The organism is Rhodococcus sp. GB-02 (assembly GCF_053470465.1).
Map to the genome: position 1 here is coordinate 761,636 of NZ_JBPUKE010000002.1, position 13,967 is coordinate 775,602.

Annotated in this window: 15 protein-coding genes; 8 read left to right on the plus strand and 7 right to left on the minus strand. The window is 63.1% G+C overall.

Annotated elements, in window-relative coordinates:
- The first annotated feature begins 6 nt into the window (after positions 1–6).
- Positions 7–1,095: an NAD(P)-dependent alcohol dehydrogenase gene (locus ACSW29_RS16725; protein ID WP_317826123.1), complete on the plus strand. Its 1,089-nt coding sequence runs from the start codon at positions 7–9 to the stop codon at positions 1,093–1,095.
- A gap of 10 nt (positions 1,096–1,105) precedes the next feature.
- Here the strand turns inward: ACSW29_RS16725 and ACSW29_RS16730 are convergent, their stop codons facing one another.
- Both ACSW29_RS16730 and ACSW29_RS16735 read right to left on the minus strand, forming a co-directional pair.
- Positions 1,106–1,690 carry a hypothetical protein gene (locus tag ACSW29_RS16730; protein WP_230814652.1) on the minus strand — a complete coding sequence of 195 codons (585 nt, stop codon included), beginning with the start codon at positions 1,688–1,690 and terminating at the stop codon, positions 1,106–1,108.
- 45 nt (positions 1,691–1,735) lie between these two features.
- A complete protein-coding gene (locus tag ACSW29_RS16735; protein ID WP_448277776.1) occupies positions 1,736–2,113 on the minus strand; it encodes an MmcQ/YjbR family DNA-binding protein in 378 nt (125 codons plus the stop codon).
- Between the two features lie 100 nt (positions 2,114–2,213).
- Here ACSW29_RS16735 and ACSW29_RS16740 point away from each other — a divergent pair, with 100 nt between their 5' ends.
- Both ACSW29_RS16740 and ACSW29_RS16745 read left to right on the plus strand, forming a co-directional pair.
- Positions 2,214–2,660: a hypothetical protein gene (locus ACSW29_RS16740; protein WP_448277777.1), complete on the plus strand. Its 447-nt coding sequence runs from the start codon at positions 2,214–2,216 to the stop codon at positions 2,658–2,660.
- Between the two features lie 99 nt (positions 2,661–2,759).
- Positions 2,760–3,350 carry a DUF937 domain-containing protein gene (locus ACSW29_RS16745; protein ID WP_448277778.1) on the plus strand — a complete coding sequence of 197 codons (591 nt, stop codon included), beginning with the start codon at positions 2,760–2,762 and terminating at the stop codon, positions 3,348–3,350.
- A 56-nt stretch (positions 3,351–3,406) separates the two neighbouring features.
- Here the strand turns inward: ACSW29_RS16745 and ACSW29_RS16750 are convergent, their stop codons facing one another.
- The gene (locus tag ACSW29_RS16750; protein WP_448277779.1) at positions 3,407–4,624 is read right to left on the minus strand and encodes an MFS transporter; all 1,218 of its coding nucleotides are present in this window, start codon (positions 4,622–4,624) and stop codon (positions 3,407–3,409) included.
- Between the two features lie 117 nt (positions 4,625–4,741).
- Between ACSW29_RS16750 and ACSW29_RS16755 the strand changes: the two genes are divergently transcribed.
- The 5 genes from ACSW29_RS16755 (at position 4,742) to phoU (ending at position 10,899) form a co-directional block, all read left to right on the plus strand.
- The gene (locus ACSW29_RS16755) at positions 4,742–5,617 is read left to right on the plus strand and encodes a LysR family transcriptional regulator (RefSeq protein ID WP_448278164.1); all 876 of its coding nucleotides are present in this window, start codon (positions 4,742–4,744) and stop codon (positions 5,615–5,617) included.
- A gap of 128 nt (positions 5,618–5,745) precedes the next feature.
- A complete protein-coding gene (locus ACSW29_RS16760; RefSeq protein WP_230814657.1) occupies positions 5,746–6,705 on the plus strand; it encodes an acyl-ACP desaturase in 960 nt (319 codons plus the stop codon).
- Positions 6,706–6,786: 81 nt separating this feature from the next.
- The gene (dusB, locus tag ACSW29_RS16765; protein ID WP_003939756.1) at positions 6,787–7,929 is read left to right on the plus strand and encodes a tRNA dihydrouridine synthase DusB; all 1,143 of its coding nucleotides are present in this window, start codon (positions 6,787–6,789) and stop codon (positions 7,927–7,929) included.
- A 150-nt stretch (positions 7,930–8,079) separates the two neighbouring features.
- A complete protein-coding gene (locus ACSW29_RS16770) occupies positions 8,080–10,131 on the plus strand; it encodes an LCP family protein (RefSeq protein ID WP_448277780.1) in 2,052 nt (683 codons plus the stop codon).
- 72 nt (positions 10,132–10,203) lie between these two features.
- Entirely contained in the window at positions 10,204–10,899 is a 696-nt protein-coding gene (gene phoU, locus ACSW29_RS16775) for a phosphate signaling complex protein PhoU (protein WP_003940130.1), read from the plus strand.
- Positions 10,900–10,957: 58 nt separating this feature from the next.
- Here the strand turns inward: phoU and ACSW29_RS16780 are convergent, their stop codons facing one another.
- The 4 genes from ACSW29_RS16780 to ACSW29_RS16795 form a co-directional block, all read right to left on the minus strand.
- Positions 10,958–11,704 (minus strand): SDR family oxidoreductase, encoded by a 747-nt coding sequence (locus tag ACSW29_RS16780; RefSeq protein WP_448277781.1) that lies wholly within the window; start codon positions 11,702–11,704, stop codon positions 10,958–10,960.
- Between the two features lie 90 nt (positions 11,705–11,794).
- Positions 11,795–12,532 (minus strand): urease accessory protein UreD, encoded by a 738-nt coding sequence (locus tag ACSW29_RS16785; RefSeq protein ID WP_317825575.1) that lies wholly within the window; start codon positions 12,530–12,532, stop codon positions 11,795–11,797.
- Positions 12,532–13,281 carry an urease accessory protein UreG gene (gene ureG, locus ACSW29_RS16790; protein ID WP_347874591.1) on the minus strand — a complete coding sequence of 250 codons (750 nt, stop codon included), beginning with the start codon at positions 13,279–13,281 and terminating at the stop codon, positions 12,532–12,534. Before ureG ends, ACSW29_RS16785 begins: the two co-directional genes overlap by 1 nt.
- The gene (locus ACSW29_RS16795; protein ID WP_317825577.1) at positions 13,274–13,963 is read right to left on the minus strand and encodes an urease accessory protein UreF; all 690 of its coding nucleotides are present in this window, start codon (positions 13,961–13,963) and stop codon (positions 13,274–13,276) included. Before ACSW29_RS16795 ends, ureG begins: the two co-directional genes overlap by 8 nt.
- Between the last annotated feature and the right edge of the window lie 4 nt (positions 13,964–13,967).

The window sequence follows — 13,967 nt, forward strand, 5'->3', positions numbered from 1 at the left end:
TCCTCCATGCAGATGACAGCGGCGCTCTCACACGGCCCGCACTCCCCCTTCACGCTCGATACCGTCGAGATCGACGAACCCCGCACAGACGAGATCCTGGTTCGCATCGTCGCGACTGGCCTGTGTCACACAGATTTGTTCACGAAGTCGGTGCTACCGGAAAGGCTCGGCCCCTGTGTGTTCGGACACGAAGGAGCGGGGGTGGTCGAGGCCGTCGGCGCGTCAATCGACAGCATTGCACCCGGTGATCACGTGTTGCTGAGCTACCGCAGTTGCGGTGTGTGCAGGCAATGTCTCAGCGGCCATCGGGCGTACTGCGAAAGCTCACACGGGCTCAACAGCTCTGGCGCACGCATCGACGGCTCGACGCCGGTCCGGCGAAACGGGACTCCGATACGGTCCGCATTCTTCGGCCAGTCCAGCTTCGCGGAATATGTCATCGCCTCTGCCGACAACACCGTCGTCGTCGATCCTGCAGTGGACCTGACCGTCGCGGCTCCCCTCGGCTGCGGATTTCAAACCGGCGCGGGTGCCGTGCTGAATCTGCTTCGCCCCGAGCCCGACTCGACGTTTGTCGTTTTCGGAGCCGGCAGCGTCGGACTCGCAGCGCTGCTGGCGGCGAGGGCTGCCGGCGTTTCAACCCTGGTCGCCGTGGACCCCGTTGCGCAGCGGCGCGAACTCGCCGAGGAATTCGGCGCCGTCACTGTCGATTCCTCGACTGAAGATGTGATCGACGCGGTCCACTCCGCCACCGACGGAGGTTCGACACATTCCCTCGACACCACCGGAGTCGGCTCCGTGATCAATCAAGCCGTCGCATCACTCCGAGCACGGGGAACGCTGGCAGTGGTCGGACTCGGAGCATCAACGGTCGAGGTGAACATGGCCGACATCATGCTGAGCGGAAAGACAATTCGAGGATGCATCGAAGGTGAATCGGAAGTCTCGACGTTCATCCCCGAACTCGTCGAACTCTTCACCGAGGGTCGATTTCCGATCGACCGCTTGGTGACGCGCTACGCCTTCTCCGACATCGACAAAGCCGTCGAAGATCAAGCGTCGGGGCGCGTCATCAAACCGGTGCTCGTGTGGTGACTCGGCCGCCTCAGATTTCGGGAGCTGGTGCCTCGCCCTTGCTCTGCGGCTCGTGCTGCTTGAGTTCACCGCGCATCTTGTCGAGATCCTTGCCACGCTTTTTGTACAGGTAGCCGAGCGCAACGAGACCCAGGAACAACGCGACGCCGAGGACTGCACCAACAACGGAGGCTCCGCGGAAACCGGGACCGTCGACGTCGAGGATCCGCTCGCCCGCGTGTGCTGCATTGTTGTTGCCGAGAACGACTGTCAAAGAAAGCAGATTCGGCAGCGCGAAGATCACACCCAACGCGAGAGCCGTGATCTGCATGATTCGAGCGTGCTTGCGCTTGCGCACCTGCCACACAGCCCGGAAGAAGAGCAGCGGGACCAGTGTGCAGACGAGACCGAACAGCAGTCCCCACGCGATACCGGCGCTGAAGCTGCCGTTCGCGAGCGACGCGATGCGCTGTGCCCACCAACGTGGAAGGAAGGCGGCAAGGATGAAGTAGGCGATGACCAGGACCACCGCCATCACTGCGATCCCGATGGCCTTCTTCGCCCACGGCGGCATGCCCGGTTTTGCGGTGGTCGGTGAAGTTTCCGGTGTCGTCATGACAATTCCTCGTCTAGTCGGCGTTTGTACTGACGAATCTATCCGTTACGGGCGTTCCTCATCCGCATCGAGAACGATCCGGGCAAGCCGCTTCGGCGCAACGAGGGTGAACGAGGTGTAGATCCATTCCTCGAGCTGTGACCATTTCTCCTCGAAAACGTCGGTACCGATGTCGAGTGAAACCCACCCGTGGCGACCGAGCCCGTAGCCGGCAGCGCTTGCGCCTGGTTCGGTGGCCACCACCGCTTCGGCTTCTTCCTTGCTCAACTTGACGGTCAAGGAGGTAGCTTCGAGGTTGCAGAACACGAAGTTCTTGCCGCGCACCCGAAACGTCGGGTGACCATCCCACGCTTCGATGTCGACACGCTCTGCCTCCGGCAGTGACAGCGAGATCTCTTCGAGTCGACGCATGTTGTCAGGCATGGAGATGATTGTGCACGCTTCGCTACTGGGCTTCACACTCGCGACACAGCTAGGCTCGGCGACGACCGCGTTACCGAACTCCAATCATGGGGAGAGTGGCATGCGCACGTTAGTTCATCTGGTTCTGTTGATTTGTGGGATCGCCGTAGCCGTCGGCTCGTTCATGTACGTTCTGGCCGGCGTCAAACCGGGCAACGTTCGTCTCGAGGACCTGCGGGACGGTTTTCCGGCGGGTTGGGCCATCGAGCAGATCAGTGATCAGTCGGTGACCTTCTACCGTTCGATGGCGGTACTTCTGCTCGCCGCCGCCGTTTTGATTCTGATTGCCGCATTGTTCGGTTCTCGCATTGCAGCGTGGATCGGAATCATCGTGGGATTGGGAACTCTGGGCACGTTCTACTACCGAGTGAACGACCAATTCGACAACGTCATCAGGGAAAACCACTCCACGATCCTGACAAATCAGACAGGATTCATCTTGACGGCCGGCGGACTCATTCTCGCTCTCCTAGCGTGTCTGGTCCCCCGCGAGAAGACCCGAGCCTGACCGCTCGGCAACCGGAGGGTTACCGTCGACACCGACATTCACTAGTGTCTGCAGCAGCCGGGTACTGACGAGTAGTACCCCAGAAGAGGTAGGGCATCAATGGCATCGCTTGACGACCTTCTATCCCAGATCCCCATCGACCAGATCGCGCAGCAACTCGGTGTGGACCAGGCAACTGCCGAATCGGCGGTCAAGACTGCACTTCCGACCCTCGTCGGTGGCCTGGGCGCCAACGCGCAGGATCCCGCCGGCGCAGCATCGCTGGAAAGCGCGTTGCAGTCGCACGCCGACACCAGCCTTCTCGACGACGGTGTCGACATCAGCAAAGTCGACACCGCTGACGGTCAGAAGATCGTCTCGAACATCTTCGGCGGCAAGACCGATCAGGTCGCCAGCGCACTCGGCGGTGTCGGTGGCGGCGGTGGAAACGATCTGGTGAAGCAGTTGCTGCCAATCCTCGCTCCCATCGTCCTGGCTTACCTCGCCAAGCAGTTCACCGGTGGCGGAGCTGGCGCGCAGACCCAGGCCTCCGGTGGTGGCGGACTCGGGGATCTCCTCGGCGGAATTCTCGGCGGTGGTGGCAATTCCGGCGGCGGCATCGGCGGAGCACTCGGCGGCATCTTGGGCGGATCCGGTGGCGGCGGCCTCGGAGACCTGCTCGGCGGCCTCCTCGGCGGCGGCAAGAAGTAAGTCGCTCGACAGATTCGCACTGTGGCGATCCCGTTTGGGGTCGCCTCAGTGCACTGTCAGTCGACCATCGAAGTTCGAAACATCTTCAGCGACAATGCAAACGCAACCAACAGCAGCGCGCCGACAAAGGCGCTGACCCCACCCCAACCGCCGCCCGCGTACGCGAGACCCGCGAGGGCACCCGCCACGGACGAACCCGCGTAGTAGGCAAACAGATACAACGCCGACGCCTCGGCCCGGTGGTCGGTCGCGATCAACCCCACCCACCCGCTGGCCACCGAATGTGCCGCGAAGAATCCTCCGGTGAAGAGGAGCATTCCCACGAGTGTCAACGCCAGGTTGTCCGGAACGGTCACTGCCAGCCCGATACCGATGACGACAACCGAGCCGAGCAGAACACTGCGCCTACCCAGCCGGTCCGAGGCCGCGCCGGCTACCGCTGATGTGAAAGTACCGGCAAGGTAGAAAAGAAACACCAGCCCGACAAGTGCTTCAGGAAGGCCGAAAGGTGCTGCCGTGAGCCGAAATCCGAGGAAGTTGTAGATCGAGACGAAGCCGCCCATCAGGATGAAACCCAAGGCGAACAGCGTGCGCAGCGACGGGTTCGCAAGGTGGCGTCGTAGATTCGATGCTGTCGTGCGTAGCGATACAGGTTGCGGGCGAAAGAACTTCGAAGCGGGCAACTTTCGGATCATGTCGAACGCGAACAACGCTGACAGCAGAGCCGCAGTCAGCAGTGCCCAACGCCAGGTACTGAAATCGACCACGGCCGACGGAACAAGCCGTCCGATCAATCCACCGATCGTCGTACCGGCGACGTACCTTCCCATCGCTGCACCGAGGTCCTTCCGATCGACCTCCTCGGCCAGATAGGCCATCGCCACCGCCGGGACACCAGCCAGAGCCAATCCTTGTGCTGCGCGTCCGACCAGCAGAACCTCGATCGTCGGACTAAGCGGCAGAAGCAAACCGATCACACAGGACGCCGACGCCGACGCGATCATCACCCGTGTGCGACCGAAACGCTCGGAGAGCGCACTGGCGGGAATGATCGCCAACGCCAGCATGCCCGTCGTCGCCGAGACGGAAAGCGCAGACACCGCCGGCGAGATGTCGAAGCCTTCCGCGAACGCGGGGAGCAATGCCTGTGCCGCGTACATCGAGATGAACGTCGACAGTCCGGCCGCGAACAACGCAACGGTCACCGTGCGATACCCGGCGGATCCCCGGCGAAGCGGCGCCACCTCGGATTCGATCACATTCTCGACAGTCACCACGTACCTCCAGGCATCACTTACCTCCGGTAAGAATCTTCCCGCCGAGCTTCGACAAAAGAAAATGCATATATTTGGAGTTCTATATGCGCAGAACGCATATAGATTTGGTTCGTGATGCTGACCGAAGACCTCGACTGGTTTGTCGTTCTCGCCGAAACCCAACAGGTGACCGCTACCGCGGATCTGACTCACCTGTCGCAGCCGACCCTTTCGCGCAAACTCGCACGCCTCGAACGGCAGATCGGCGTGACGCTCTTCGACCGTCAGGGACGACGACTCGAACTGAACCGGTACGGCGAGATCCTCTACGAACACGCTCGAACCGCGCTCCGCGCCCTCGACGCGGCGCAAACCGAAATCCAGTCGCTGGCGAGCCCCGAGAGCGGCACGGTCCGGCTCGACTTCCTCCACTCGTTCGGCACCTGGTTGGTGCCGCACATGCTGCGGGGATATCGCGTCGAGCATCCCGGGGTGCGATTCGAATTGCATCAGGACAGTGCACAGTTCCTGGTCGACAGAATTTCCGCCGGCACGTCCGACCTGGCCGTCGTCTCGCCGCAGCCGCGAGATCCGCAGGTGGCGTGGATGCAAATCGCTCAACAGTCACTGGCATTGGCCGTTCCGGCTGATCATCGCTTTGCAAAGTTGCATTCGGTCGAGCTTGCGGACGCGGCCGACGAACCGTTCATCGGTATGCATCCGAACTTCGGGATGCGAAGAATTCTCGATGAACTGTGCGCGGACGCAGGATTCACTCCGAATTTCGTCTTCGAGAGCAGTGAGCTGGCAACGGTCGGCGGACTGGTCTCCGCGTCCTTCGGCGTCTCGGTCATGCCGGTTCAGGATCCACCGATCTGGGCCGAAGGAGTCGTCTACGTACCGATCGAAGGAGCACAGCGAAAAATAGGCCTGATCTGGTCGAAGAGCCGCGAGCTGTCCGACCCCGCCCGGACGTTCCGCGACTACGTCCAAAGAACGACTTGGTCGTGAAAGTGCCCCCGGATAACTACGGATCGGTAACATCCCTCGAGGGGAGCAATTTTCATGCCATTCTTTTCAAACCTACGGTGCCGTAGGCTGGGGCGAAGTCGCGCATTCACTCAACATGGAGGCAAGAAATGACGAGGATTCTGACGCAGCTGGAGCTGCTACAAGAGCTGCAGCCGGTTGCCGAGGAGAACGTCAACCGCCACATCTCCATGGCCAAGGAATGGCATCCACACGACTACGTTCCGTGGGACGAGGGTCGTAACTTCGCAGCCATGGGCGGCGAGGACTGGAGTCTCGAGCAGTCACAACTCGGCGAGGTAGCTCGCGCCGCGATGATCACCAATCTGCTCACCGAGGACAACCTGCCGTCGTACCACCGCGAGATCGCCGAGAACTTTTCGCAGGACGGTGCCTGGGGAACGTGGGTCGGCCGGTGGACCGCCGAGGAGAACCGTCACGGCATCGTGATGCGTGACTACCTCGTCGTCACGCGCGCAGTCGACCCCGTCGAGCTCGAGCGCTTCCGCATGGAACACATGACAAACGGTTACAGCGCGCCCATCGACGAGGGTGACGCCGGCCTGCTGCACTCGGTCGCCTACGTGACCTTCCAGGAACTCGCGACGCGCGTCAGCCACCGCAACACCGGCAAGGCCTGCGACGAGCCGATTGCCGACAAGATGCTTCAGCGCATCGCGGCCGACGAGAACCTGCACATGATCTTCTACCGCAACATCTGCGCCGCCGCGCTCGATCTTGCTCCCGACCAGGCTCTCAAGGCTGTGGCGAACATCGTCCAGAACTTCCAGATGCCCGGCGCCGGCATGCCGAACTTCCGTCGTAACGGCGCTCTCATGGCCAAGCACGGCATCTACGACCTTCGCCAGCACCTCGACGAGGTCGTCTGGCCTGTCCTGCGCAAGTGGAACATCTTCGAGCGCAACGATTTCAGCGCCGAAGGCGAGAACACGCGCGAAGAGTTGGCGGCCTTCCTCGAGAGCCTCGCCGCCAACGCGACGAAGTTCGAGGAACAGCGCGATCGCATGCTCGCACGCGAAGCCGCCAAGCGCGAACAGCAGGCTTCTTAGTTTCACCGGCTATTCTGTGCCCGGTACCGGATTCGGTACCGGGCACTTCCAATTGTCACAAGTATTTGTTCAGAGGTAGACATGTCATCCCTTCGTATCGGTTCACTCGAGCTGCACAGCCCCGTGGTCCTCGCACCCATGGCGGGCGTCACCAACGTCGCCTTCCGCACGCTGTGTCGTGAACTCGAACTCGAACGTGCAGGCAGCACGTCCGGGCTCTACGTCTGTGAGATGGTCACCGCACGCGCGCTCGTCGAACGCCAGCCCGCCACGATGCACATGACCACGTTCGGCCCGACCGAAACGCCCAGGTCGCTGCAGCTGTACACCGTCGACCCGGATACGACGTACGCCGCAGCCAAGATGATCGTCGACGAGAACATGGCCGATCACATCGACATGAACTTCGGCTGCCCGGTACCGAAGGTGACCCGCAAGGGCGGCGGATCCGCGCTGCCGTACAAGCGTCGACTGTTCGGACAGATCGTCGCGGCAGCCGTGCGCGCCACCGAAGGCACCGACATCCCGGTCACCGTCAAGATGCGCGTCGGTATCGACCCGGAACATCACACACACCTCGACGCCGGCCGGATCGCCGCAGCTGAAGGCGCCGCTGCCGTCGCGCTTCACGCACGAACCGCGTCGCAGCGCTACTCCGGCACCGCCGACTGGAACGAGATCACGCGCCTCAAGGAACACGTCACCGACGTTCCGATCCTCGGCAACGGCGACATCTTCGACGCCTCGGATGCTGCCCGCATGATGAACGAGACCGGCTGCGACGGCGTCGTCGTCGGACGCGGCTGCCTCGGACGGCCATGGCTGTTCGCGGAACTCAGCGCAGCTCTCAACGGACAACAGATCGCCACGCCGCCGACGCTCGGCGAAGTCACCAAGATCATCGCCCGTCACGCCCAACTGCTCGCCGCGCATCACGGTGAAATGAAGGGCTTGCGCGAACTTCGCAAGCACGTCTCCTGGTACATGCGTGGGTTCCCGGTCGGATCGGATCTACGGGTCTCGATGGCTTTGGTCAGCACGTTGTCCGAACTGGACGACCTGCTCGGACAGCTCGATCACGACGTCCCGTTCCCCAAGGACGCCGAAGGCCCGCGCGGACGCCAAGGCTCACCCGGTCAGGTAGCACTCCCGGAAGGTTGGCTCGACGATCCCGAGGACGACCTTGTGCCGGTGGGAGCTGACATGATGCACTCTGGCGGCTAGCGACAACACGCCGTCGGATTACTCACATCACTTTCTGAGTGGAGCACTCAGGATTCACCAGTAATATGGCTCCAGCTTCGTCGACAACCGGTTGACGCCGGCATCTGAATGACGAGTTACTGACAGTCGACGACGGGACAGGTTGCATCGGTGGGTGATGATCACGATTCGGGCCCACCTCCGCCCGAGAGCCGCGCCCCCTGGGAACGTCCGCTCGCAGACAAGCGCTTCCGCAGCGCCCGACCGGACCAACCGGCAACGCCCCAGCGCCCGGCAACACCACGCCCTTCAACATCACAGCGACCAGCACCGCAACCGCCCAGTCCCCCGGAGCGTCGCAGCAGTGGACGTACCGGCCGACGGGATTCGCCTCCGACCGACGACTCCGTGTCGGTCGCCGAGTTGGTCCGTCGGGTAGGCGACAAAAAGCCGCCACCTGCCCCGGCGGCGCCGCCCAAGTCCGCACCACCCAAGACTCCATCTCGAGCTGCATCGGCACCACGCCCGGCGGCATCAGCACCGCCCCCGGCCCGGCCGATTCCCGCGCGTCCGACAGTCCCGCCTGCCGCTGCGGACTGGATAACCGAAGAACATCCCGTCACCTCCGCAGTGCCGCGCATAGTCGGTGACACCGGCGCCACCCGCCTGGCGCAAAGCAAGATTCGCCGCCGCCATCGCGCAAAAGTGATCGGCCGATCAGCAGTAGCGTTCCTGGCCGTCATGTCGCTCGCATTGACCGGCGTCGTCTGGGGTTATCTGCGATCGGTCGAAGGCGGCTTCGATCAGATTGCAGCACTCGACACCGAATCCGACGACATCATCGACGCCGGCGGCCAGCTCGGTGACGAGACATACCTGATCATCGGCACCGATACCCGCGCCGGTGCGAGTGGTGAGATCGGCGCCGGAACCGTCGAGGACGCCGAAGGTGCCCGAGCCGACACGGTCATGCTCGTGAACATTCCCGCCGACCGAAGCCGTGTCGTCGCAGTCTCCTTCCCCCGTGACCTCGACGTCGAACGTCCGATCTGCCAGGGCTGGGACAACGACGCCGGCAAGTACACCAGCGAAACCTTCCCAGCGGCCAGTGGCGACAAGCTCAATGCGACGTACGCACTCGGTGGCCCCAAGTGCCTGGTCAAGGTCATCCAGAAGATGTCCGGCCTGAAGATCGGACACTTCGTCGGAATGGACTTCGCCGGTTTCGAGCGCATGGTCGACACCGTCGGCGGCGTAAACGTCTGCTCCCCCGGACCGATCGAAGACGGCATTCTCGGAACCGTTCTCGCGTCCGGCGGCACGCAGATGCTCGACGGCCGTACCGCACTCAATTACGTGCGCGCCCGCCACGTCGAAGCCGAGGGCAACGGCGACTACGGACGCATCACTCGCCAGCAGAAGTTCCTGTCGGCGCTGCTCCGCTCGGCCCTGTCCAACCAGGTCCTCCTCAATCCGAGCAAGCTCAACGGATTCATCAACGCCTTCACCAGCGACACGTTCGTCGAGAACATCGACACGAAATCACTGGTCACCCTCGGCCGTTCGCTACAGAACGTCGATGCAGGCGCGGTCACGTTCTTGACGGTCCCCACCGACGGCACCAACGACTGGGGCAACGAGATTCCTCGCACCGACGAGATCAAGTCCCTCTTCCAGGCGATCATCGACGACGATCCGCTTCCGGGTGAAGAGCGCGAGGACACCACACCATCGTCGACCAGTTCCACGACGACCGCTCCTACGTCCAGCACGCCGCCCGCCGCCACTTCCGTCGAAGCGATGAGCGCCTACAACATCTCGGTCGACGTCTCCAACGCGTCGGGAATTGCCGGGCAGGCCGCGACAATCGCCGACAGCCTCGCTGCTTACGGTTTCCAGATCTCCACGGTCGGTAACTTCAGCGCAGCCACCGGCCTGGCGAATGCTCAAGCGTCGACCACCGTCGTGCGTTACGCCGCAGGCTACGAGGCTGAAGCGGTGACTGTCGCGTCGTCGATTCCCGGCGCGGTTCTCGTCCTCGCTCCGAGCATGGGAGACATGATCGAGGTCGTCGTCGGAAGCAATTTCTCCGGCACCGTCGTCGCCCCCGCCGACCCGGGGACCATGCTGGCGGCAAATCCGACGTCGGTCGACACCAGCACCTCGACGGCTCTGCCCGCCGACATCGCCAGCGTCAACGCCGGCGACACCACCTGCGACTGACACGCGTTCATTCACCTTGCGTTCACCTGGTGCTTGTGACTTGGTCTTTCACGGCACGTAGGCTCTGACCTCATGCGCGTGGCTTACAACGAACAGATGACCGAGCTTGCAGACACGCTCGGCGAGATGGCAGGACTGGCAGGTGCCGCTATGGAGCGCGCCACCCAGTCCCTGCTCCAGGCAGACCTGTCCCTGGCAGAACAAGTAATCGGCGAACACGACAAGATCACCGAACTCAGCACCATCTGCGAGGAGCGCGCGTTTGCGTTGCTCGCCTTGCAGGCTCCCGTTGCCGGAGATCTGCGCTCGGTGGTCAGTGGAATCCAGATCGTCGCCGACATCGACCGCATGGGTGCACTCGCCCTGCACGTCGCCAAGATCGCGCGTCGCCGACATCCCAACCACGTGCTTCCTGAAGAGGTCAACGGCTACTTCGCCGAGATGGGACGCATTGCTGTCTCCATCGGTGCGGCCGCCAAGGTCGTCCTCGAGACCCGCGACCCCGAGCGCGCTGCCCGTCTGCGCGAAGAAGACGAAGCGATGGACGACCTCCACCGCCACCTCTTCACCGTCCTCATGGACCGCGAGTGGAAGCACGGCGTTGCCGCCGCAGTCGACGTCACGCTGCTCGGCCGCTTCTACGAGCGATTCGCCGACCACGCCGTCGAGGTCGGCCGACGTGTCATCTTCCTGGTGACCGGCAAGCTGCCGGAAGAGCCGGAAACCACCGAGAAGGTCGACAACCTCACCTCGTACCCGGATCTCTGAACCCAACCGTCCACGTGAGTAAAAGGCGGCCGCGCACCTGCGCGGCCGCCTTTCCTATTCAGTTCTCGTGCAACCAGGTTCCCAACGTGGGTCCTGCAGTTGTCGATCCAGGCCCGGGTAGCAACGCCCCACCCTTCATCGCCTTACCCGCTCCCGGCATCGAGATCGGGATCAGCCACTTACGTCGGCCACGGTATTTCAAGATCTCGCGCGTCATGGCCGGGATCTCGAGAACCTCGGGCCCGGCCAGGTCTGGAGCCCTCCCGGTCGGACCGTTCTGAGCGCAGGTCACGAGCGCCTCGGCAACGGTCTTCGCTGCTATCGGTTGTGACCGCATCCGCGGAACCATCGCGACCGGCCCGAGTCCGAAGAGGGCGATGGTCTTCTCACCGAACTCGAACCACTGGGTGGATCGCAGAATCGTGAACGGAATGCCCGACGCTTCCACCGCGCGTTCCTGCGCAGCTTTTCCCTGGTAGTACCCGAACGACTTCAATTGCGGATCGTCGCAGTTCACGATCGAAAGCAGCACGTGGTGCTTCACGCCGGCTCTGGTTTCGGCCGCGGCGATATTCCTCGCTGCGGTCTCGAAGAAATCGATCGCCTTCTTGGCACTGTTGGTGACGTGATCGCTCGCGTCGACGACCACGTCGGCGCCGGCAAACGCGTCGTCCAACCCGGCACCGCTGAAGATGTCGACTCCCGTCGATCGAGCGGCAGCGACCACCTCATGGCCCCCTGCCGTTGCCAGCTCTACGACCAGTTTTCCCATCTGGCCGGTTCCGCCCAGAACAACAATTCGCATGATGCCTCCGTCAAACCTGTGCGCCCGGCTCTCTTCGGCCTGGTCACATAGTGGACGATGCAGCCGCCCGGAGTGTGACGGTCGGGCAGATCAGTCGCTGTACTTCTCCGCGACCCGTGCCCGCCACTGCGACCAGATCTCGTCCAGAGCCGCGCTCGCCTCGTGTGCGTGATCGGCCACAGCCCGGGCCAGCATCCCCGGTCCCGCCAGCGGCGTCACGTGCCCCTCGACGTCGTCGGAAGTCTTCATCCCCAGCAGCATGGTTGTACCGAGCACGCGATGACCACCAAGAATTCCCGGCAGCGAACGGCCCGGCACGCTACGCAGATCGAGTGTTTCCACGAGAAGCGCGTCACCGTCGACGGTGATTCGCTGATCCGAGCGAAGCGCACCGCCGGTTTCGCCGGTCCGGCCGAACACGATCATCTCGTCGAGCAGCGCCACCGCGTCGGATTCCAGCGAAATATCCACACGCCTGGTCACATCCGCGCCGCCGGCGACGACAAACGGTGCCGCACGCCAGATCAGCGCCGCACCGGTACCGACTCTGGCCGAAGCCGACCACGACGCCCGGCCACCGCGCGCGTTGTACGCGACTGTCCCTGAAGGCTCGATCACCTCGAGACACGTACCCGGCGCGACCACGAATTCGATACGCAGGTCGTCGCCGGCCAGCAGCGTTGCGCTATGCCCTACCAAGGCAATTCGCACGGTGAGCCCGCGAGCGTCGACGAATCGCGGGGCCAGGAAGTCGCCCGAGATCAGCTCTCGTGCAACAGCGGTGTCACCCACTCTCTCGACGACGACCCGCGTAGCTCCGGCACTCATCAGTGAGCGTGAGAGTGACTGTGCCCGTGACCGTGTCCGTGGTCGTGGTCTTCCTCATCGGCATGGAAGTGCGGTGCCATCGGTCCCGGATCCTGCGGGGTGTGGCTACCCGCGCGATGAGCTGCGATGACCTGGCGAAGCCACGCGCTGAGCTGGTCGATCGTGGCGTGATCCTTCTGGCTGAGCGCGAGAACGGGAAGTCCGTCACGTGCGGCCGTGGCGTCGGCAACCATCTGGACCGCGTCGACGTCGACGTAGGGGGCCAGGTCGATCTTGTTGACCACCAATAGATCTGCCCGCTCAATTCCGGGACCACCCTTGCGTGCGACGTCTCCGCCGCCGGCGACGTCGATGCAGAAGATCTGGGCGTCGACCAAGGCCGGACTGAACGTGGCGGTCAGATTGTCACCACCGCTTTCCACGATCACCATGTCGAGGGGATGGAACTGACGCTCGAGGTCTTCGACCGCAATGAGGTTCGGTGTGACGTCGTCACGAATAGCCGTGTGCGGGCACGCGCCCGTCTCGACTGCGACGATGCGCTCAATCGGCAGAACGTTGGCCGCGCGCAACAGTCGCGCGTCCTCGTCGGTGTAGATGTCGTTGGTGACAACCGCAATCTCGTACTCCGACGCGAGCTCGCGGCAGATGGTGGCGATGAGGGTACTTTTGCCGGTGCCAACCGGTCCGGCGACGCCGAGCCTCAAACCTCTTGCAGCAGTGGCGGTGTTGTTCAGGTTGTCAAGCACGGAAAATCCTCCTGGATCGAGCGTGGTGTTCGAGTGACCATTGTTCGACCAACGGTCCTGTTGTAGCGGGTATATCTGTGACGCCGTCGACTGCTACGGCAGCCGCTGCGACGGTTTCGATGGTCGAGGCAGCTCGGAGCAGCCATTCGACCGGTTCTGCCGGATCCACCGGCAGTAGCTTCAATGCCGCCGACGCCACCGTTTGAGCGTCGTCGTACAGACAGGATCTAGCTGCCTGTAGGTCGTCCATCCCGGAGATCGCCGTGAAGACTCCCAACGCGAGCGGACGCATCGGATGCCCAGGCAGGGCCATGAGGATCTGCACCGCGGGGTGTTGCGGCCACAATCGCGACGCCAGCCTTGCCAGCCCACGCCCGAGCTGAATCGACGCCTCACGCAGCGGTGCGCTGGGAGTCCGAGCGAGCAGTTCCCTCGAGATGTCCTCGAGTTCGCCTGCACCACCCTCACTTACGGCCCAGCGTCGCGTGACCACGGTTGCAGCGGCCTCGACCAGTCCGACTGTTTCGAGTCGACCCCGGATGAAATCCGGGACCTGACTCTGCAGGAGTCCGCCCACCAGTGCCGGTTCCAACCCGGACGAGTGCGCGTGACCGCCCGTAGGCAGACGCCCGTCTGACAAGAGCATCGACGCTATCTCGGCAGACGCCATCTCGATTGACATGGTT